Origin of the sequence: Ruegeria sp. Ofav3-42 (genome assembly GCF_022347725.1) — a bacterium.
Lineage (GTDB): Bacteria > Pseudomonadota > Alphaproteobacteria > Rhodobacterales > Rhodobacteraceae > Ruegeria.
Map to the genome: position 1 here is coordinate 172,879 of NZ_JAKRGB010000008.1, position 20,422 is coordinate 193,300.

At 56.7% G+C, this 20,422-nt stretch carries 22 protein-coding genes and 1 pseudogene; 17 read left to right on the top strand and 6 right to left on the bottom strand.

Annotated features, from left to right (window positions below; translation table 11 throughout):
- Positions 1-41 precede the first annotated feature (41 nt).
- Positions 42-881 carry a universal stress protein gene (locus MHN28_RS13790; protein ID WP_239341662.1) on the bottom strand — a complete coding sequence of 280 codons (840 nt, stop codon included), beginning with the start codon at positions 879-881 and terminating at the stop codon, positions 42-44.
- A gap of 195 nt (positions 882-1,076) precedes the next feature.
- On the opposite strand from MHN28_RS13790, the gene ccoN reads away from it, so the two are divergent.
- Genes ccoN through ccoP form a run of 4 tightly spaced genes read left to right on the top strand, consistent with a single transcriptional unit; the run spans position 1,077 to position 4,485 of the window.
- The gene (gene ccoN, locus MHN28_RS13795) at positions 1,077-2,684 is read left to right on the top strand and encodes a cytochrome-c oxidase, cbb3-type subunit I (protein ID WP_239341665.1); all 1,608 of its coding nucleotides are present in this window, start codon (positions 1,077-1,079) and stop codon (positions 2,682-2,684) included.
- 15 nt (positions 2,685-2,699) lie between these two features.
- Positions 2,700-3,428 (top strand): cytochrome-c oxidase, cbb3-type subunit II, encoded by a 729-nt coding sequence (gene ccoO, locus MHN28_RS13800; protein ID WP_239341668.1) that lies wholly within the window; start codon positions 2,700-2,702, stop codon positions 3,426-3,428.
- An 11-nt stretch (positions 3,429-3,439) separates the two neighbouring features.
- Positions 3,440-3,625, top strand: a complete 186-nt coding sequence (locus MHN28_RS13805; protein WP_239341671.1) for a cbb3-type cytochrome c oxidase subunit 3 — start codon at positions 3,440-3,442, stop codon at positions 3,623-3,625.
- Positions 3,622-4,485, top strand: coding sequence for a cytochrome-c oxidase, cbb3-type subunit III (gene ccoP / locus MHN28_RS13810; protein ID WP_239341690.1), 864 nt, complete (start codon positions 3,622-3,624; stop codon positions 4,483-4,485). The genes MHN28_RS13805 and ccoP overlap by 4 nt, the downstream gene beginning before the upstream one ends.
- A gap of 145 nt (positions 4,486-4,630) precedes the next feature.
- Here the strand turns inward: ccoP and MHN28_RS13815 are convergent, their stop codons facing one another.
- Positions 4,631-4,792, bottom strand: coding sequence for a hypothetical protein (locus MHN28_RS13815; RefSeq protein ID WP_239341693.1), 162 nt, complete (start codon positions 4,790-4,792; stop codon positions 4,631-4,633).
- 100 nt (positions 4,793-4,892) lie between these two features.
- Between MHN28_RS13815 and MHN28_RS13820 the strand changes: the two genes are divergently transcribed.
- From MHN28_RS13820 to nusG, 7 genes are all read left to right on the top strand, one after another.
- On the top strand, positions 4,893-5,768 hold the full coding sequence (locus MHN28_RS13820) for a LysR family transcriptional regulator (RefSeq protein ID WP_239341696.1): 876 nt from the start codon (positions 4,893-4,895) through the stop codon (positions 5,766-5,768).
- A gap of 100 nt (positions 5,769-5,868) precedes the next feature.
- Positions 5,869-7,296 carry a cytochrome c oxidase accessory protein CcoG gene (gene ccoG / locus MHN28_RS13825; RefSeq protein WP_239341715.1) on the top strand — a complete coding sequence of 476 codons (1,428 nt, stop codon included), beginning with the start codon at positions 5,869-5,871 and terminating at the stop codon, positions 7,294-7,296.
- 1 nt (position 7,297) lies between these two features.
- Positions 7,298-7,756 (top strand): FixH family protein, encoded by a 459-nt coding sequence (locus MHN28_RS13830; protein WP_239341718.1) that lies wholly within the window; start codon positions 7,298-7,300, stop codon positions 7,754-7,756.
- Between the two features lie 3 nt (positions 7,757-7,759).
- Positions 7,760-9,937, top strand: coding sequence for a heavy metal translocating P-type ATPase (locus MHN28_RS13835; protein WP_239341721.1), 2,178 nt, complete (start codon positions 7,760-7,762; stop codon positions 9,935-9,937).
- A 5-nt stretch (positions 9,938-9,942) separates the two neighbouring features.
- On the top strand, positions 9,943-10,101 hold the full coding sequence (gene ccoS, locus MHN28_RS13840; RefSeq protein ID WP_170455067.1) for a cbb3-type cytochrome oxidase assembly protein CcoS: 159 nt from the start codon (positions 9,943-9,945) through the stop codon (positions 10,099-10,101).
- A gap of 68 nt (positions 10,102-10,169) precedes the next feature.
- Entirely contained in the window at positions 10,170-10,367 is a 198-nt protein-coding gene (gene secE, locus MHN28_RS13845) for a preprotein translocase subunit SecE (RefSeq protein WP_058279820.1), read from the top strand.
- A 201-nt stretch (positions 10,368-10,568) separates the two neighbouring features.
- Positions 10,569-11,102, top strand: a complete 534-nt coding sequence (nusG, locus tag MHN28_RS13850) for a transcription termination/antitermination protein NusG (RefSeq protein WP_152459924.1) — start codon at positions 10,569-10,571, stop codon at positions 11,100-11,102.
- Between the two features lie 87 nt (positions 11,103-11,189).
- On the opposite strand, the gene MHN28_RS13855 is transcribed toward nusG, so the two are convergent.
- From MHN28_RS13855 to MHN28_RS13865, 3 genes are all read right to left on the bottom strand, one after another.
- Entirely contained in the window at positions 11,190-12,425 is a 1,236-nt protein-coding gene (locus MHN28_RS13855) for a peptidoglycan-binding protein (protein WP_239341724.1), read from the bottom strand.
- 248 nt (positions 12,426-12,673) lie between these two features.
- Positions 12,674-13,408, bottom strand: coding sequence for a hypothetical protein (locus MHN28_RS13860; protein ID WP_239341727.1), 735 nt, complete (start codon positions 13,406-13,408; stop codon positions 12,674-12,676).
- 26 nt (positions 13,409-13,434) lie between these two features.
- Positions 13,435-14,295 carry a hypothetical protein gene (locus MHN28_RS13865; RefSeq protein ID WP_239341730.1) on the bottom strand — a complete coding sequence of 287 codons (861 nt, stop codon included), beginning with the start codon at positions 14,293-14,295 and terminating at the stop codon, positions 13,435-13,437.
- A gap of 311 nt (positions 14,296-14,606) precedes the next feature.
- On the opposite strand from MHN28_RS13865, the gene rplK reads away from it, so the two are divergent.
- From rplK to MHN28_RS13885, 4 genes and pseudogenes are all read left to right on the top strand, one after another.
- On the top strand, positions 14,607-15,056 hold the full coding sequence (gene rplK, locus MHN28_RS13870) for a 50S ribosomal protein L11 (protein WP_010440985.1): 450 nt from the start codon (positions 14,607-14,609) through the stop codon (positions 15,054-15,056).
- Position 15,057: 1 nt separating this feature from the next.
- Positions 15,058-15,756, top strand: coding sequence for a 50S ribosomal protein L1 (gene rplA, locus MHN28_RS13875; RefSeq protein ID WP_239341733.1), 699 nt, complete (start codon positions 15,058-15,060; stop codon positions 15,754-15,756).
- Positions 15,757-15,823: 67 nt separating this feature from the next.
- Positions 15,824-17,752, top strand: a complete 1,929-nt coding sequence (locus MHN28_RS13880) for a hypothetical protein (RefSeq protein ID WP_239341765.1) — start codon at positions 15,824-15,826, stop codon at positions 17,750-17,752.
- A gap of 58 nt (positions 17,753-17,810) precedes the next feature.
- Positions 17,811-17,909 (top strand): annotated as a pseudogene (locus MHN28_RS13885) (50S ribosomal protein L1); the annotation flags it as partial.
- Positions 17,910-17,976: 67 nt separating this feature from the next.
- On the opposite strand, the gene MHN28_RS13890 reads toward MHN28_RS13885, so the two are convergent.
- Positions 17,977-18,945, bottom strand: a complete 969-nt coding sequence (locus tag MHN28_RS13890) for a phosphotransferase (RefSeq protein ID WP_239341768.1) — start codon at positions 18,943-18,945, stop codon at positions 17,977-17,979.
- Between the two features lie 481 nt (positions 18,946-19,426).
- On the opposite strand from MHN28_RS13890, the gene rplJ reads away from it, so the two are divergent.
- Positions 19,427-19,945 carry a 50S ribosomal protein L10 gene (gene rplJ, locus MHN28_RS13895; RefSeq protein WP_170417030.1) on the top strand — a complete coding sequence of 173 codons (519 nt, stop codon included), beginning with the start codon at positions 19,427-19,429 and terminating at the stop codon, positions 19,943-19,945.
- 79 nt (positions 19,946-20,024) lie between these two features.
- Positions 20,025-20,399: a 50S ribosomal protein L7/L12 gene (gene rplL, locus MHN28_RS13900; protein WP_039165540.1), complete on the top strand. Its 375-nt coding sequence runs from the start codon at positions 20,025-20,027 to the stop codon at positions 20,397-20,399.
- Positions 20,400-20,422: the final 23 nt, after the last annotated feature.

Sequence of the window (20,422 nt, forward strand, 5' to 3'; positions counted from 1 at the left end):
ATCCGCCGAAATGGATGGCTTAGAATTGCTTTCTGTTTCACTCAGTGCGCCAGAAAAACCGGGACCGAGGCTTGTTCCAGCATGTTGCGGGTTGCGCCACCCAGAATAGCTTCGCGGAATCTGGAGTGGCCATAAGCGCCCATGACGATCATGTCCGCCTCACTGTCGGATGCGTGCCGGTTCAGGATATCTGAAACCCGGGTCATGGTTTTGCTCAGCACATCAATCTCACATTTCACCCCATGCCGGGCCAGCATCTGAGACAATAGCCCGCCCGGGTCTGAGCGATCGGGGCCATGACGCGGCGGGTCAATGACGACAATACGCACCAGATCAGCCTGGATCAGGAAGGGCAAGGCACGGCGAATGGCACGCATAGCCTCGACGCTCTCGTTCCAGCCGATCAGGATGGTGCCGGGCCGGGCAAAAGGTTCTGCGTTGTCCGGAGTGACCAGGACAGGTGCGTGACCTTCAAACATGGCCGCTTCGATAATCGGTTCAGCCTCGGCGCCGCAGTGTTCGCCATAGGGCTGAGGAAGAATTACCAGATCAGAGAACCTGGCGCGGTGGGCGACATGGCGCCCGATGTCGGCGATTTGGGCCACGCCGCTTTCGGCAGACCAGCGAACGCCCGACTTGCCGAGGCGATCCTGAGTTTGGGCCAGAACCTCTTCTGCTTCGGTATTGGCCCGGCTCAGCGTCTCTTGCAGGATCAGCGCATTGGCACCCGCGTAGTAGTAACCTGTCTGACTGCGATCGACACCAAGGCACAGCGCCTCAGCATGCGCGTCTTGCGCGTTCGCAAGCGCAACCATCTGAGACAGCGCAGGTTCTGACTGTTCGGTATCAGTTACGACAGTGAGAAGAGATTTATAAGCCATTTTGACCTCATGCCTTCGGGGCTGATTCAACTGCGACCACGCAACCCAGCCTTTGGCTTAGGATTGTCACAGAAATCAGGTTACTGTCTTGATGCAGATCAAAGCAAGTTGGGTCGCTGTCGGACAAAACAGCGGCCAGTCAAAAAGGTCTCGCGACTAAGAAGAATCGCGCGGGGCATGGCAAAGGGACGCAATATGTCAAATTACATCAAGCTGATCGTGCTTGGTCTGATCGCTCTGTTTGCAGCGATCGGGACCAACTATGCGCGCGATTTGGCGTATCAGGTGCATGCAATTCTGGTGATGCTGATCGCCGGCGGATTGTTCATCTGGACGCTGAGAAATACTGAAGAGCCAGATATTCTTGTCGATCGCTCGGCCGAGTACATGGATGACGTGATCCGATATGGCGTTATCGCGACCGCTTTTTGGGGCGTGATCGGGTTCATCGCGGGCACATTTATTGCCTTTCAGCTGGCCTTTCCCGCGCTGAACTTTGAATGGGCGCAGGGATACCTGAACTTTGGCCGTTTGCGTCCGCTGCACACCTCGGCAGTGATTTTTGCCTTTGGCGGTAACGCGCTGATCGCGACCTCGTTCTACGTAGTGCAGCGTACCAGCGCTGCGCGCCTTTGGGGCGGCAACTTGGCGTGGTTCGTGTTCTGGGGCTATCAGTTGTTCATCGTGCTGGCCGCGACCGGCTATGTGCTGGGTGGAACGCAATCCAAGGAATACGCGGAACCCGAATGGTATGTTGATCTGTGGTTGACCATTGTCTGGGTGGCCTATCTGGCCGTGTATCTGGGCACGATCATCAAGCGGAAAGAGCCCCACATCTATGTGGCAAACTGGTTCTATCTGGCCTTCATCGTCACCGTCGCCATGTTGCACCTGGTCAACAACATGACCATCCCGGTCAGCATCTGGGGTTCGAAATCGGTCATCGTCTGGTCGGGCGTTCAGGACGCCATGATCCAGTGGTGGTACGGCCACAACGCTGTGGGCTTCTTCCTGACTGCGGGCTTCCTCGGCATGATGTATTACTTCATCCCGAAGCAGGCCGAACGTCCCGTTTTCTCGTACAAACTTTCGATCATCCACTTCTGGGCTCTGATCTTCCTGTACATCTGGGCCGGTCCGCACCACCTGCACTATACTGCGCTGCCGGATTGGGCCTCGACGCTGGGCATGGTGTTCTCGATCATCCTGTGGATGCCGTCGTGGGGTGGTATGATCAACGGCCTGATGACCCTGTCGGGTGCGTGGGACAAGCTGCGCACAGACCCGGTGATCCGCATGATGGTGATCTCGGTCGGCTTCTACGGCATGTCCACCTTTGAAGGCCCGATGATGTCGATCCGTGCGGTCAACAGCCTTAGCCACTACACCGACTGGACCATTGGTCACGTGCACTCGGGCGCGCTGGGCTGGAACGGCATGATCACCTTTGGTGCGCTGTACTTCCTGGTGCCGGTCCTGTGGAAGCGTGAGCGTCTGTACTCACTCAGCCTCGTTAGTTGGCACTTCTGGCTCGCCACTATCGGCATCGTGCTCTATGCCGCGTCGATGTGGGTCACCGGTATCATGGAAGGCCTGATGTGGCGTGAAGTGGACGCCAACGGCTTCCTGGTGAACTCGTTCGCCGACACAGTGGCTGCCAAGTTCCCGATGTATGTGGTGCGTGCTCTGGGTGGCGTCATGTTCGTCGCTGGCGCAGTGATCATGTGCTACAACCTGTGGATGACTGTGCGGAAAGCGCCGGCCAAAGAGGCCAGCCTGACCGTCGCGGTCCCGGCTGAATAAGGAGGGCCGGTAGCTATGGCAATTCTCGACAAACATAAGATCCTCGAGACCAACGCGACCCTCCTGCTGATCTTCAGCTTTCTGGTCGTGACCATCGGTGGCATCGTGCAAATCACCCCCTTGTTCTATCTTGAGAACACCATTGAGAAGGTGGAGGGCATGCGCCCTTACACCCCTCTCGAAATGGCGGGGCGCGAGATCTACATTCGCGAAGGCTGCTACACCTGCCACAGCCAGATGATCCGCCCGATGCGGGATGAGGTCGAACGTTATGGCCACTATTCGCTGGCGGCTGAATCGATGTACGACCACCCGTTCCAATGGGGGTCCAAGCGCACCGGGCCTGACCTGGCACGTGTAGGTGGCCGCTATTCTGACCAGTGGCATGTGGACCACCTGCGTGACCCGCAGTCGGTAGTCCCGGAATCGGTGATGCCTAAGTATGGCTTCCTCGAACACCGCAAGATCGACGGCAAGTATATCGGTGACATCATGGCGGCAAACGCTGTTGTGGGCACGCCGTATACCGAAGAGATGCTGGCAAACGCGCAGGCGGATTTCCGGGCGCAGGCCGATCCGGACAGCGACTATGACGGTCTGCTGGAACGCTATGGTGACAAGGTCAGTGTCCGCAACTTCGACGGTCAGCCGGAACTGACCGAGGCCGACGCGCTGGTTGCTTATCTGCAGATGCTGGGAACGCTGGTCGACTTCTCGACCTTCACCCCGGATCCGAGCCGCTAAAGGAGGGTGTGATGGAAGAATACACAATCCTGAGGCAATTCGCGGATAGCTGGATGCTGTTGCTGCTCTTTGCCTTCTTCATCGGCATCGTGATCTGGGTTTTCCGTCCCGGTGCCAGCAAGGAATACAAAGACACCGCCAACATCCCGTTCCGGCATCAAGACAAACCGGCCACATCCGAGGAGGCGCGGCAATGAGCAAGACACCTGAAAAACTGCCGGGTGATCCGAATACCACGGGGCATAGCTGGGACGGCATCGAAGAATTCGACAACCCGATGCCCCGCTGGTGGCTGTGGACCTTCTACGTCACCATCATCTGGGGCGTGATCTACACGATCATGTACCCGGCATGGCCGCTGGTGCAATCGGCTACCGCTGGTGTTCTGGGCTGGTCCTCGCGGGAGCTGGTTCAGGAAGAGATGGTCGCATTTGAAGAGGCAAATGCCCCTTGGAATGCCAAGCTGGTGGAGACTTCGCTGGAAGACATCTCGAAGGATGCCGAGCTGCAGCAATACGCGGTAAACGCGGGCGGCGCGGTCTTCCGGACCTGGTGTGCGCAGTGCCACGGCTCGGGTGCGCAGGGTGCTCCGGGTTTCCCGAACCTGCTGGACGACGCATGGCTGTGGGGCGGTTCGCTTGAAGATATCGAGTATACCGTCGCCTATGGTATCCGGAACGAGGAAAGCGACGACGCGCGTTATTCCGAGATGCCGGCCTTTGGAGAACTCCTTGAAAAAGATGAGATCACTCAGGTGGTGCAGTACGTCATGTCGCTGACCAATGCGCAGACGGACGATGCGGCGGCGCAGGCAGGAAAAGTTGTCTTCGAAGACAACTGTTCGGCCTGTCATGGCGAAGATGGCAAAGGCGACGTCTCTCAGGGCGCTCCGAACCTGACGGACGCGATCTGGCTCTATGGCGGCAGCCAAGAGGCTCTGACCGAAACGGTGACATACAGCCGCTTTGGCGTGATGCCTGCTTGGGAAAACCGTCTGACTGACGCTCAAATCCGCGCGGTCACTGCTTACGTCCACCAGCTGGGTGGCGGGCAGTAACCGCAAAAGAATACCTTCGGACGGTTCGCCGTCCGAAGGTTGAGGCACCGGCTGTTCCATCTGTTCGCGCGTTTCCTGAACAGCCGGTGCTGTCTCTCTACACTACAAATCGACGCGAAAGCGGTCCAGCACAGCCTTTGTTTTGTCAGCCGTGTTGCGAAAAAACTGCTCGCTTGGCCTCTTTCCACCAATGGTTTTCCGGCAGCCAATGCTGTTTTTGCTCTTTGCGGCGATCCGATGGTGTCTTTTCGTCATGCTCATAGGTTTGGGTGGCGATCATGAAAGTTCGTGCGAAGATTGAGAGCATCTGACTTCTCCCGAGCTGCGTTGTTGATGCAACCAAGATTGATCTTTGGGTGTAAAAATGCGACTCAATTACTATTCCAACATGTAATCAGGGATTACATATGAACTGGCTGAAAATGCCGCCTTTGGCGTCGCTCAGGGCTTTTTCTGCTTTTGCTGAGACACGAAATGTCGTGCAGGCGGGTGCAGCTTTGAATGTCAGCCACGCTGCCATCAGCCAACAACTGCGCGCGCTGGAAAAACACCTGGGTATTGCGCTGCTTGATCGGTCGGGAAAGTCCATGGTCCTGACGCCCGAAGGTGAAAGACTGGCGCGGGCGCTGCATCTTGGGTTTGGAGCCATTGGGGATGCGGTCGCTGATCTGACGCAATCCAGACAGGACCGCCCCGTTCACGTTTCCTTGACCCCGTCCTTTGCAGCATCATGGCTGATGCCTCGGCTGCCGGGCTTTCAGGCAGCGCACCCGGACATACAGCTGGCGCTGGACCCGTCGCCTGAAGTGGTCAGCCTGAGCCCGGGCGGCGTCGATCTGGCAATTCGTTACGGTTCCGGTGATTGGCCGGGCATCCATTCTGAACTGCTGCTGCAAAGCCCGATCGTCATCGTCGCGGCCCGGGAACTGCTGGGCGGCAAAACCTCGTGGACTCCGGATGAATTAAGCCAACTTCCCTGGCTCGAAGAACTTGGCACCACCGAGGCGACAAGCTGGCTGTACCGGCGCGGGGTCGAACATGGGCCGAGTGCAGGGCGCATCCTTTTGCCGGGCAATCTGGTGCTGGAAGGATTGCGCGCCGGTCAGGGCGTGACCGTGACAGCGCGGCATTTTGTCGAGCAAGACATCGAGGCCGGCAGGATCGTCGAACTGTACCAAGAGACTGAAAACAGCGGTTATCACGTTGTTTTCAGCGATATGCCGATGCGGCCCGCAGTCAAAACTTTCATTGTGTGGCTGAGGGCACAAGCTGGTAGGATGTGACAAAAGGTGTCTGTACGATGCGCTTTTGACCCATGTCAAAGTGGCCACCTTTATGATCTGGAAGAAGACGCCGTGATATAGCTACATCTGGAGCCAGCCCGTGAGCGATTCCGACCCCGCCCCCAGCCTTTACGCCGCACGAGAACCCATTTTTCCGCGGCGCGTATCCGGGCCGTTTCGCAATCTGAAATGGATCATTCTCGCGGTAACGCTGGGTATCTATTACATCACGCCATGGCTCAGATGGGACCGGGGTCCCAGCCTGCCGGATCAGGCGGTACTGTTGGATCTGGCCAACCGCAGGTTTTATTTCTTCTGGATCGAAATCTGGCCGCATGAATTCTACTTTGTTGCCGGTCTGTTGATCATGGCCGGCTTGGGGTTGTTCCTGTTCACCTCGGCGTTGGGGCGCGTGTGGTGTGGATATGCCTGCCCCCAAACCGTCTGGACCGATCTGTTCATCCTCGTCGAGCGCTGGATCGAAGGGGACCGGAACGCCCGATTGCGCCTGCACCGGCAGGAAAAGCTGGACTTACGCAAGGCACGTTTGCGGCTGACGAAATGGACCGTCTGGCTTTTGATCGGTTTGGCGACCGGTGGCGCCTGGGTGTTCTATTTTGCGGATGCACCAACGCTGCTGCGGGACCTTGTAACCGGAAATGCCCACCCGATTGCCTATACGACAATACTGATTCTGACCGGCACAACCTTCCTGTTTGGTGGTTTCGCGCGTGAACAGATCTGCATCTATGCATGCCCGTGGCCCCGTATTCAGGCCGCGATGATGGACGAGGACACTCTGGTCGTCGGCTATCGCGAGTGGCGAGGAGAACCGCGCGGAAAAGGAAAACGCACAGCAGATTCCGAACTGGGCGACTGCATCGACTGTATGGCCTGCGTCAATGTCTGCCCGGTGGGCATTGATATTCGCGACGGTCAGCAGCTGGAATGCATCACCTGTGCGCTGTGCATCGATGCCTGTGATGACATGATGGCCAAGGTCGGTAAGCCGCGCGGCCTGATCGACTATATGGCGCTGAGCGACGAAACCAACGAGCGGGCAGGCAAGCCGCCCAAGAATGTCTGGAAACACATTCTGCGGCCCAGAACCATCCTGTACACGGCCCTGTGGTCTCTGGTCGGGTTTGCGCTGCTGTTTGCCCTGTTCATCCGGTCCGACATCGAAGTCACCGTGGCTCCGGTACGCAATCCGACGTTTGTCACTCTGTCCGACGGCACAATCCGGAATACATATGACGTGCGCTTGCGGAACAAGCATGGCGAGGGCCGATTGTTCAAACTGTCCCTGTCCGGCGATCCCGCGATGCGGATAGTGATTGAAGGGACGCCTCTTGATACAGTGAATGTAACGGCGGACACCGCTCAGTTGCAGAGAGTGTATATTATCGCGTCGAAGGGCACCGATCCGGCGCAAGCTGACACGACGCCGGTTCGCATCTGGATCGAAGACCTGCAAAGCGGTGAGCGCGCGTTTAAGGATACGACGTTCAATGGACGAGGAAACTAGAATGGCCGAGCGTCAGTTTACCGGAAAACACTTTCTGGCGATCTTTGTCGCGGCTTTCGGGGTGATCATTGCCGTGAACCTCGTGCTGGCCTACAGCGCCGTCAAAACCTTTCCGGGGCTCGAGGTCAAAAACTCTTACGTCGCCAGTCAGGAGTTCAACGACCGCCTGAAAGAGCATCAGGCCCTGGGGTGGGAAATCCGGGCTGAGACCAAGGGTGGCTTGCTGATCCTGCACATTACTGATCAAACCGGCGCACCTGTCGAAGTGGCCGAATTGCAGGCCGTTGTTGGCCGGGCGACCCATGTGAAAGAGGATTTCACCCCGAATTTCACCTTTGACGGTACCGCGTATTCTACGCCTGCGACGCTGGGCAAAGGAAACTGGAATATCCGTCTGGTAGCCAAGGACAGCGATGGTGCCGAGTTTGCGCAGCGTGTTCCGCTGTATGTGAAAGGGTAGGGGATGACCGCTCAGCTCAGCTCAGGTACGGCGGCTTGTCCGGGTTGCATTGCGACACCGGCGGAACCGGCGCGACCCGTACCTGAAGATGTGCAGATTGCCTTGTCTTTGCCGGGTATCCACTGCTCGGCCTGTATCTCCAATGTCGAACGCGAGCTGAACGCTCATCCGGGGGTCGAGGACGCGCGGGTCAACCTGACGCTGAAACGGGCGATGGTCAAAGCCGCGCCGGACATTCGTGCCGTCGACCTGATCCCGGTGCTGGAACACGCGGGCTATGAGGCACATGAACTGGACCCGGGTGCGCTGTCTGCGACGCAATCGGACAAGGCTGGTCGTGATTTGCTGATGCGGCTGGCGGTGGCCGGGTTCGCCTCGATGAACGTGATGTTGTTGTCAGTTTCGGTCTGGTCTGGGGCCACTGACGCGACGCGCGATATGTTCCACTGGATCTCGGCTGCTATCGCGCTGCCCGCAATTGCCTTTTCCGCGCAGCCGTTCTTTGCCAACGCCTGGAGCGCTTTGCGCGTACGCCGCCTGAACATGGATGTGCCGATCGTATTGGCGATTCTTCTGGCGCTGGTCACATCCCTTTGGGAAACAGCGCTAAGTGGTAAGCATGCCTATTTCGATGCCGCGCTGACGCTGACCTTCTTCCTGCTGGCTGGTCGTTATCTTGACTATCGTACCCGCGCCGCAGCGCGATCTGCGGCTGAGGAGCTGACCGCGCTTGAGGTGCCCCGCGCCATTCGTATGGTGAACGGGGTGGAGGAAGAGGTTTCAGTCTCAAACCTCGTCGTCGGTGATCTGATCCTTGTTCGCCCCGGCGGGCGAATGCCGGTGGATGGTGAGATCGTATCGGGCAAGTCCGAGCTTGACCGATCATTGCTGACCGGGGAAACCCTGCCGGTCTTTGCCGAGGCGGGGCTTGCAGTCAGCGCAGGCGAGGTCAACCTGACGGGCCCGCTGACGATCAGGACGACGGCTGTTGGTGAAGATACTTCGTTGCACCGGATGGCTGATCTTGTGGCCATCGCGGAGTCCGGACGTTCACGTTACACCTCTCTGGCGGACAAGGCAGCCAAGCTTTATGCCCCGGGGGTTCATATCCTGTCTGCCCTCAGCTTTCTGGGTTGGTACATTTACTCCGGTGACATCCGCACCGCGCTGAACATCGCGGCCGCGGTTCTGATCATCACTTGCCCCTGTGCATTGGGCTTAGCTGTGCCTGCAGTGACTACGGCAGCTTCGGGGCGGTTGTTTCGTAAGGGGATGCTGATAAAACATACCACCGCGTTGGAGCGTCTTGCCGAAGTCGATACGGTCGTTTTCGACAAGACCGGAACGCTTACATCCGGTGCGCCGGAACTGACCAATCTGGGCGATCATTCCCGCACCAACCTTGAGGTGGCATCGGCACTGGCCGAGGCGTCATCGCATCCGTTGTCCGTGTCCCTTGCCAAATCGGCCAGGGATGCAGGGATCAAACCGGCCAGGGTGGAAGCGGTGGTCGAGGTTCCGGGGTATGGCACTGAAGGCACCTACCATGGCAAACGCGTTCGCCTTGGGCGCGCGGGATGGACCGGAGGCGCCGAGGGCGATCAGACAGCAGCTTGGTTGGCCATTGCAGATCAGGCGCCGGTTTCATTCCTGTTCTCTGATGCTTTGCGTCCGGGCGCGGCTGAGGCTGTGCGGGCGTTCCGTGACGCGGGTAAGGATGTCATTCTGATCTCGGGCGATACGCGAGGCGCGGTTCAATCGCTGGCCAAAAAGCTTGGGATAGACACATGGATTTCCGAAGCGCTGCCGCACGATAAAGCCGCGCGCGTGCAGGACCTCAGCGAACAGGGCCGCCATGTTCTTATGGTTGGCGACGGGTTGAACGATACGGCGGCGCTTGCGGCGGCGCATGTGTCGATCTCGCCCGCTTCTGCACTGGATGCCGCGCGGGTGGCGTCGGATATCGTCCTGCTGGGCAACGATCTGTCCCCGATTGCCGATGCGTGTGACACTGCAGTCAAGGCGACCAAAAGGATTCGCGAGAACTTCCGTATTGCCACCGTTTACAATATCATTGCGGTACCCTTGGCCGTGGCCGGACTCGCCACCCCGTTGATTGCGGCGCTGGCGATGTCAACCTCGTCCATCACTGTGTCCCTGAACGCCCTACGCCTGAGGTAGCTGATATGGAAGTTCTGGCCTATCTCATACCGATTTCCCTTTTTTTGGGCGGGGTTGGCCTTGTGGCGTTCGTCTACACGGTTCGGTCGAACCAGTATGAGGACCCCGAGGGCGATGCGCGCCGCATCCTGAGCGATGAATGGGACGACAAGCCTAAGCCGTGACCGCTCTTGAAATTGCCGCAATGCCCGGTTATGTCCGCCCTATCCGCTAGCAGAGAGAACAAAGCCAAATGGCAACTATGAATCCGATCCAGTTTATTCAGCAAGTCCGTGCCGAAGTATCGAAGGTCGTCTGGCCGACCCGGCGCGAGGTTCTGCTGACCACGGTCATGGTGTTCATCATGGCGGCGTTGACCGCTGTGTTCTTTGCGCTGGTCGATCTGGGCATTCGCGGCGGCCTGCAGCTGATCCTGGGTGCATTCGGCTAAGTCGGTCAGGGCGGGGCGGAAACGCCACTGCCCTCTTGCACAGCGCGCGATGTCAGAGTAGTTGACACGGTACTATTCGGAACGGGCGTGCGGCGATTCGGGCTGCGCGCCGCTTTTTATTCCGGATAGCGTGATAGGATTTCAATGACGGATGTGTCCGGCTAACAGGATGCTCCGAAGGCAAACAAGGACGACAGGTTCATGGCGAAACGGTGGTACTCGGTCAGCGTTCTTTCGAACTTCGAAAAGAAGATCGCAGAGCAGATCCGCACGTCCGTGGCCGAGCAGGGCCTTGAGGACGACATCGACGAAGTGCTGGTGCCCACCGAAGAGGTGATCGAAGTACGCCGCGGCAAGAAAGTCACGACCGAGCGTCGTTTCATGCCGGGCTACGTTCTGGTGCACATGGAAATGTCGGATCAGGGTTATCACCTGATCAACTCGATCAACCGCGTCACCGGCTTCCTGGGCCCTCAGGGGCGCCCGATGCCGATGCGCGACGCCGAGGTGAACCAGATCCTCAACCGCGTTCAGGAAGGTGAAGAAGCGCCCAAGCTGATGATCTCCTTCGAGGTGGGCGAGAAGGTCAAGGTCAACGATGGTCCGTTCGAGGATTTCGACGGCATGGTCGAAGGCGTGGACGACGAGAACCAGAAGCTGAAGGTCTCGGTTTCGATCTTTGGCCGGGAAACCCCGGTCGAGTTGGACTTCACACAGGTTACGAAGCAAAGCTAAACGGCTTTGAGGTGAATTTTGAAGCGCCGCGATGCATTAAGCACCGCGGCGTTTTTTGTTTCAGTTTTGCCGATTTAATGTATCGACCTATTGCGTCTGGACCATAGCCGCTCGCAAGAGTTGCGGACGATCCGACTGAGACGGCAAGAAGACTGCTTCCGATCCGGCATCCAGCGCAGAAAGGCTGGCGTCGTACCACTGCATCGCAAGATCGCGGCGTTCCTGCACACCGAAACCTTCACGCAGGTGGTGCCCAATCAGCTCTCCATAGGCGGGCTCGCCCATTGCGACCAGCATCAGAGCAGAGCCAACAGCGGCATCCATGTTGTCCTCACGGTAGCCTATTGCCAGGCAGACCTTGCTCGTTGCCGCAAGGTCTTCGGGGCTGAGTCCGGAATCCAACGCAAGCTTGCGCATCTGAGTTTCCGCGTCTGTTTTCGAACTTAGAGGCAGTTTGACAACCTGCGGTGCCAGCATTTCACCAAACCCGTCGCACTGAGTTGCTATCTGGTCTGGTGTAAGCCCCTGAATATCCTGCATCAGGTCCTCACCACGCGCCATCGCATAGCTGCGGGCGAGGCAGAATTGTTCGCTAAGCGCAAACTCAGGATCGGACATGTTTGCCAATGTCGTGTAACCGCCATTGGTCGACGTTTGCAGCATAACTGCGCTGCATCGATTGGCGAGCGACGGACCCGTGGTTCCGCCAGAGAATAGGGTCGGCAGGGTAGCGGATGGTGCTTCTGCAACGTCCGTCGCGGGTTCGATCTCTTGGGAGGTCTCAACCGGGGAGGTTTCGACCGGTGCGGCCACTGCCGGGGGCTGCGGAGCGGCCGCCAGAGCGGTGCCGCTGTGTATTTGTTGACGGTATGCCATCAAAAGCGGCTGGCCTGCGAGTTGAGTTGAAGCCTGACCTCCGCTGGTTGCCCAATAGTATGCCTGCATCAGAAAGTCGCGCTGATAGGGCTGAAAATCATAGCCATTTATTGGGTAACCCATTGAAACCTGGTAGCGTTCGATCGCTGCCCGGGTGCCGCGGCCGACCTGGCCATCGACCCTTCCGGCATTGTAACCGAAATAGTTGAGTGCGGTCTGGGTTTGTGCACCTTGTGTGGTCGACGGTATTCCCGGACGATAGGTCCGAGTTGATCGCGTTGTACTCTGGGTTCTTTTCCTCTGCTGGTCCTTGCCAATCGTGTAACCTAAGACCCCACCTACGACAGCACCGCCGATGAAGTCACCTGCGTCGGCCCGCGCGATCTGAGGAACGGTTGCAGCAAAGGACAGCGCGATGCTGAGCGTGGCTATCCAACGAATAAACATAACTTACCTCCAAAACAAAACGCCTGAATTCTGGAAGTATAGCACATTCATCGCACAACGCGGACGTAGACGTGGCCGCGAAGCTTGAATCATGGTCTCCTGGCGGTTTATTCGCAGACTCCTTCCAACTCCGAGTTGCGAGAGAGAAAATTACCATGGCGCGCTCGATGACATGGTCGGCGGCTTGGAAGGCGAGAGCCAGAAACTGAAGGACGGGTTACTTCAATGGCGATGAAAGTGCCTGGCAGTTACGGCCTACCGGGAATCAGTTCTTGTTGTTGAAGAACTGTCAGAATATCGAGAATCGTAGACGGGCTGACATCAACAGACCCGTCCAGAAAAACACCAAAACCGCCCTCTCCGATCTCGCGCGGGCCGCCTTTTTCATAAACCGGATCGAGTGACGCAAGTTCTGCCGGCAATTCCGGGCATAAAGGGGTTTCTTTGAGCACAAGATCCACGGCAGCCAGCATAAGCTCTTTTACAGACTCGAGTGTGTCGTCTTCTAAGACCTGTTCTCGCTGCACTTCTGGCGCCGTAAGCGTTAGGTCGATTAGCTTGATGTAGGCACAGTTATCGCGCAGTTCGACGGTCGCCTCGGTGGACATATTCGCCAATATTGCATTCTTTTCTTCGCCCCGTTGAAAGTTGCGTTCGCCGGTGCGGCTGCATTCGAAGATCGCAATGGTTACTTCGCCGTTTAAATCAATCGCATCGTCCTTGGCCCCAAAGCTCAGGTCATCAAGCCTGACTTGCAGACCGCAATTGTCGACTATCGCGTTGTTAGCCAGTCTTTCCGGCACAATTTTCTGTATTTCCCGGAGATCGAGCAACGCCCCAACCCCGATCCGTGTAGTGGCAACGGCAGACAGGTTCAGATTTAACGTGTAGGGCAACTCCGTCTCGCGAACCGGCAAAGTCGCGTCAATGACAAAGTCCACCTGTTGCGCGTAAGGGGCTCGGGCACCCAGAACGGCTGCCATTAAGACCGGGATAATTAACCAAAGTCTCATTCAGCAAACTCCAATACGCCAAGCTCCTTAAGCGCTCCGAGGACTTTGACAATCGTCTCCGCGCTGACATCAGCCGATCCGACAACAGCAGCTCCCATCCCGCCGGGAGCGATCTCGCGGGTGCCACCGGACTCATAAATCGGGTCGAGCACACTGAATTCTTCGGGCAATGGTGGACAGACCGGGTGACTGGCCAAAAACTCTCCACCTTTTTCCAGTACGGCCTCGTTGATGCGATTGGTCAGGCCGAAGAGATTGCTGACGCCTCCGATGAAACCGCGCGGGCTAAGGTCAACACTCTCGATACTGAATGTAAGGCACTGGCCCTCGACTTTCGCTTTGGCGACTGCAACGGCATCGACGGTTGCCCCGAAGTAACGAAATCCAGGTTCTTCCTGTCGGGTACACCTCGTAAACTGTGCACGAGCTGATCCCTCGACCTTTACCGTGTCGTCTATAGCGGTGACGTCTCGGACCTCGAGATAAATCTGGCGTTTGCAGCTTTCTTCCAAGGGACCTGTCAGTATCTGCGGTGCTTTTTCCTGCAAGCCGCGCAAGTCCATGAAGGCCCGCAATCGCAAGCGGGTGGGGCTGGATTCCTCAAGGCCGCCATAGACAGTAAAGGGAACGGGGATATCGCGCAGAGGAACTTCTTTCGTCAGTTTGATCTGAAACCGGCCAGCATAAGTTGCGGGATCAATTCCGGTCGCTGCGGACGAAGAAGCACTGCTGGAAACGTCTGTTTGGGACGCCGTATCGGGCACCGTGTCCTGATCCTGAGCCTTGCTGCCACATCCGGGCAGCAAAGCAAAAAAAATACCGATAAGTAGTCCCTTGTTCAGTCGAGATGATGCCATCCCTGACCACCTCTTTTATGACCAAGTTTTGACAAGATACCCGCCTGCGCCTCGTAAGCAACTTATGTATTCAAATAAATTGTTCTGTCCTGCAATTCTAAACAGCTACTGTGATCTGATAAGGGTGCAATCAGGCGATTGAGAATAGGGTGTCAGCCACTTGCCAACCCCTGCGTTCCACTGTACATGCCGCCTCTATCGTCTTCGGGCGAGATTCTCTCGTGGGAGGTTGCTGGGATCGCGATCCCGGATCGGACCACGCAACATAAACCGGGTGGAACGCGTTTCACCTACGTTGAAAGGAAAACCAAATGGCTAAGAAGCTTGCTGGTACAATGAAGCTGCAGGTTCCTGCAGGTCAGGCGAACCCGTCTCCGCCAGTTGGTCCGGCGCTGGGTCAGCGCGGCATCAACATCATGGAATTCTGCAAGGCGTTCAACGCCAAAACCGCAGACATGGAGCCCGGCGCGCCGTGCCCGACCGTGATCACCTATTATCAGGACAAGTCCTTCACCATGGACATTAAGACGCCGCCCGCGTCTTACTACCTGAAGAAAGCAGCTGGTCTGAAGCCGGTCGGCAAGCGTAACCGCCCTCGTGGCGCGGAAAACCCTGGTCGTGAGACCGTGGCAACCGTGACCTCGAAGCAGGTTCGCGAAATCGCCGAAGCCAAAATGAAAGATCTGAACGCCAACGACGTCGAAGGCGCAATGCAGATCATCCTGGGCTCGGCCCGCTCTATGGGCATCGAGGTGAAGTAAGATGGCAAAACTCGGTAAACGTACCCGCGCTGCGCGCGAAGCTTTCGCTGGCAAGGAAAACCTGTCGGTCGAAGAAGCAGTTGCCCTGGTGAAAGCCAACGCAACCTCGAAATTCGACGAGACCATCGAAATCGCTCTGAACCTGGGCGTTGACACCCGCCACGCCGACCAGATGGTTCGCGGCGTCGTCGGCCTGCCGAACGGCACCGGTAAAGCGATGCGCGTTGCTGTGTTCGCGCGTGGCCCCAAGGCTGACGAAGCGAAAGAAGCAGGCGCAGATATCGTTGGCGCAGAAGACCTGATGGAAACCATTCAGGGCGGCACCATCGAATTCGATCGCTGCATCGCGACCCCGGACATGATGCCGATCGTCGGTCGTCTGGGTAAGGTTCTGGGCCCTCGCAACCTGATGCCGAACCCCAAAGTTGGCACCGTGACCATGGACGTGAAAGCGGCCGTGGAAGCAGCCAAAGGCGGTGAAGTTCAGTTCAAAGCAGAAAAAGGCGGCGTTGTGCACGCTGGCGTTGGCAAAGCGTCGTTCGACGAAGCCAAGCTGGCCGAAAACGTCCGCGCTTTCGTCTCGGCTGTGGCCAAGGCCAAGCCGTCGGGTGCCAAAGGCACCTACATGAAGAAAATCGCGCTGAGCTCGACCATGGGCCCTGGCGTGACTCTGGATGTGGCTGCTGCTGCGGGCGAATAAGCCCTAGCGTTCAGATTTGATGAATTGATCCCGGGTGGTGTGAACTGCCTGGGATTTTCTATTTGAAATGAAAGGTTTCAGCCAATCGCGTTTTGCATTCAAAAAACCTCGGAGCCAGGTTTGGGCTTGCACGCGGTGTACATTGCGAAATGTGCATAACAGCGAAGAATATCATGCAAATTTGATTGAGAAGGCGATTTGTGCTAATTACGATTTGTTTAACATAATAACGAGTAAGTTAGTTTCCGTGGGGGGGATTATGCGTACGAGTTTGTCTATTTTTTCGTGTGTGTGTTTGTCTTTTGGCGTTCCGGCAAATGCCTTAACTTACAATTCAACAATTCTGGATGCTTCGTCCGTTACCGGTATCGCTTCTGCGGGGCCATTTGAATATTCAATAAATGATCAGGGCGACGTTGCACGTACAACATTCCGACGACCGCCAAGCGGCAATGCGTTCGACAATGTGAATTCGATCTGGGTGCGGGATTCACAAGGTCAAAGCACATTTTTGGGGGCAACGAACCAGTTCGGCGGTCAAGGTTATGATCTGAGAAACATAATTGTACTGGACGACGGGTCGCTTATTGCCTCAAGGTCAATACCTTCCGTGGTCCCAAATGGAACCGGAAACGAGTTTGTCACCCAAATCCTGCGCGTTCAACCGAACGGTGGGACAATCAATACAACTGTCGGACCGGTGGGTGCTTACGATTTGACTGTATTAGCGGAAAGTCCGGTCAACGGTGCCGTGGCAACGGGGGCGACGCCCAATGTCTTCAATTTCAGTTCGAACCTCAGCACAGGTTTGTCCGTAAATGACGCTGGTCAGGTAGCCTTGCTGGTAAACGACGGCAATGGCGGATCTCAGGTAATCAGGCTTGAGGCTGATGGTCAGAGCAGCACGTTGATTGGCGCGTCTGGCGCCGGTGAAATCAACCTCACCGACCCGGATATCAATAATGCTGGAGAGGTGGCCTGGCTTGCACAGCTAACTGGTTCGGCGGCAGTTGGAGGCATCACGCATGTTGTCAATGTGGGTGATGGCACGGCGGACGCTGAGCGGCGGCTTGAATTTGCGGCGTCGGGTGGTTCGGGATTGGGGCCAGCAATTAACAACGACGGAACTGTTGTGGGCTATCAACCCTCACTGGTCATGCAGGCCGAGCTTGGGGACGCGCCCGCAGATCCCGCGAATATCATCCGGAACAGCGGTGATATTGACGGCTTCGTCAGCTTCCTTGGCATCAATGACTATGGACAGGTCGCTTATGCGGATTCGTCCGGTCTCTATGTCGATGATGAACTGATCGTGGAGATTGGCGGCCAGTTCAATGGCGAGACGGTGACAAGCGTTATTGTCGATTACCATACAAGCTTTAACAACAACGGCTCAGTCGTGGCCGAGATACGAACCACAGGAGATTTCTACGGCGTTCGTTTCGATACGGATGGGGGTACTTTGGACAATCCTCTGGTGCCGTTTGCCTCAACACCGGACGGGCAGAATGATCTTCAGTTGTCAATCGTTAACGGTTTGGGTGTGGATGCGCCGATTTGGGTCGATCCGATCGTTGCGACCGGCTTTACCTATTCGTTGGGGCCTGGCGCAGAGAATTTTGCGTCGTTACTTTTGCCATCGGTACTGCCGCTGTCGCAAAGTCTTTTCGATCTGAGTTTCGACTACGCGGGTGGTAGTTTTTTTGGCACCATCGGATTGGGTGAACTGTTTGATTTCACCGCATTTGATCCATCAGGCATCAGCGAGTTTGTTGTTTCCGGGATAGATATCTCGGAGGCGGTGGATCCGACTGATCCTTTCGTTGTTGGTCTAACGTTTGTCAAAGGCGGATTCGACGCAGTTTTGTCGATAGATGCTATCGTGGTCGATACTGACGGTGGCCCTGATATCGCCCCTGTACCGCTTCCGGGTGGACTGCCTTTGCTCTTTGGAGGCTTGGCAGCGTTGGCGGTGTTGAGACGCCGTGTCGCTTAGATTTGCGCGCCTAAAGCGCGCCAAGCATCAGCAAAGTATCGTTTGACGGAGCCCCGGCCCGCCGAACACAAAAGGCACCTACATGAAGAAAATAGCGCTGAGCCCGACCATGGGCCCGCGTGTGACACTGGATGTGGCTGCCGCTGCGGGCGAGTAAGCCCTGACAGTTTACAGCAACAGAATTGACCCGGGTGGCCTGCGCTGCCCGGGTTTTTCTTTGGGGCTTATCGGAACACCTGTTTCAAACGGGTTTCCAGCAAGCCTCTTTTCCGCAGTTCGAATTCGCTGCAGGTGAAATCCGTTTGCCAGTAGCGCAGCCAGTCTTTCAGCAGTCGACCGCGGATACAGTAGTCAAGGATGTCATGATTGATCGGATGCCTGTAGAGGCGAAAAAACATATCCTTGTTTCGCTTCAGGATTCCGCTTCGATCCACGGCAGCCCCATCCCCATCCCGAAAGATGTCCGATTTCAGGAAGTCGACGATATCATACACGGCGAGTTTGTCGCGGGCTTCGGTGAAATCCAGACCGATTGTCTTTCCCTGACCGACGATCAGGTTCTGCCCGTGAAAATCGCCATGTGAAAAAACGCGCAGATCTTCGGTGCCCTTAAGCCGAGCACCTTCGGCCAGCATGACGTTCACCATTTTCCGACTTTGTTCCGCGATGTCGTAAGGAACGCCCCTTATAAGATCACGAAGGCTGTCCGTCATCCATCGTGGGCGGAAGGCGTAACTGATCGGGGGGTGCCGGGCATGAAGGTCATTCAGCCATGACCCGGCGCGGCGATACACTTGGGCGACCTGGTTTTCATCCGGGCTGTTGTAAATCAGATCTACGGCAGTCGGTCGGCTTAAATACTCGGTGACCAGAAACGCGCCGCCCGGCGAAAGATAAACGGGTCGGACGACCCGAGACGTGTCGTTGCCCTCAAAGTAGTCATAAAGCTCGACCAGCAGTTCGAATTCGTTTTTTAACCTGCCTGTGGCAGGGGACTCTGTATCGGTTTTGAGGGCGAACGCCCGGGATGCGGTGTGCAGGATCAGGACAGCTCGCGAATCTTCGAAGGCGTGCGACCGGTAGATGCAGTCGTAATGCGTAATGGCATCTTGCTGAAACCTGCTGGAAAACTCGTCAATATACGAGGTGACGCGGGCTTGTTCTTCGTCGGATAAGGGCAGTCTGTCAGCCAACGGGCCAAGTCCTGAGAGTGAAAGTTCGATCCCTGGACAGGATAGCAGTGCGTTTCCAGTGTCAACGGAAAGTAGGCATGTGAACCACCGCGCAAGAAGATTTGCGCCGGTTGCTATGGTCATCTGCGCAAATGGGTGTGAAATGACCAACAAAAGGCGGGAATTGGATGCTCTCGAATGCCGTTGCGGTAACGCAGAATCCTCAATTTACCTCTTGGAAACCGACCTCATCTGGCCTAAGTAGAGCTACGAAGTAAAGCGTGCGATTCGTCGTGCGCTTTATTTTGTTTCGTCCAAGACGGTGGGTGGTGCCATATGGCCCCTTAATTCCCTGCCTGAGACGGGTAAGACCAAAGAATTCTGAGGGTCCAACCCTCGGGCGCATTTTGGCCAATCCCGTAACAACGGACCTGAACGCCGGAGCGAAAGCTGCGGCAAATATGAGCCGGGGTGAGATATCGCCCCAAACTTGGAGAGAACTGTGGATAGAGCCCAGAAAGAGAAAGTGGTCGAGGAACTCGGCCAAATCTTCGAAAGCTCTGGCGTCGTAGTGGTTGCTCACTACGCCGGTCTGACAGTTGCCGAGATGCAGGACCTTCGCGCACGTGCTCGTGACGCGGGTGGCTCCGTGCGTGTTGCCAAGAACAGGCTCGCCAAAATCGCCCTTGAGGGTAAGCCGTGTGAAAGCATGGCCGACCTGCTGACAGGGATGACTGTTCTGACCTATTCCGAGGACCCTGTGGCAGCAGCCAAAGTGGCCCAGGACTACGCCAAAGAGAACCAAAAGTTCGAAATTCTTGGCGGTGCAATGGGTGAGAACGCTCTGGATCGTGCCGGCGTCGAAGCCGTGTCGAAAATGCCTTCGCGCGAGGAGCTTATTGCTACTATCGCGGGCATGCTTGGCGCACCTGCTTCGAACATCGCTGGCGCAATTGGCGCACCTGCAAGCAACATCGCAAGCATCCTTTCCACCATCGAAGAGAAGGCGGAAGCTGCGTAAGCGGTTGGCACTGAATGATCTGCGTAGGGTGAATACCCTGACGTTGGAACACACACTGTAAACGGAAAGAGCTGATAAAATGGCTGATCTGAAAGCACTCGCAGAAAGCATCGTGGGTCTGACCCTGCTGGAAGCACAAGAACTGAAAACCATCCTCAAAGACGAATATGGCATCGAGCCCGCAGCTGGCGGCGCAGTTGTCATGGCAGCTGGCGGCGACGCCGGTGGCGCAGCTGAGGAAGAGAAAACCGAATTCGACGTCGTTCTGAAGAACGCCGGCGCTTCGAAAATCAACGTGATCAAAGAAGTTCGCGGCATCACCGGTCTGGGCCTGAAAGAAGCCAAGGAGCTGGTCGAAGCTGGCGGCAAGATCAAAGAAGGCATCGACAAAGCCGAAGCCGAAGAGATCAAAGGCAAGCTGGAAGCAGCTGGCGCCGAGGTCGAACTGGCCTAAGCCTGTCGTCTGGTGCATCGCTG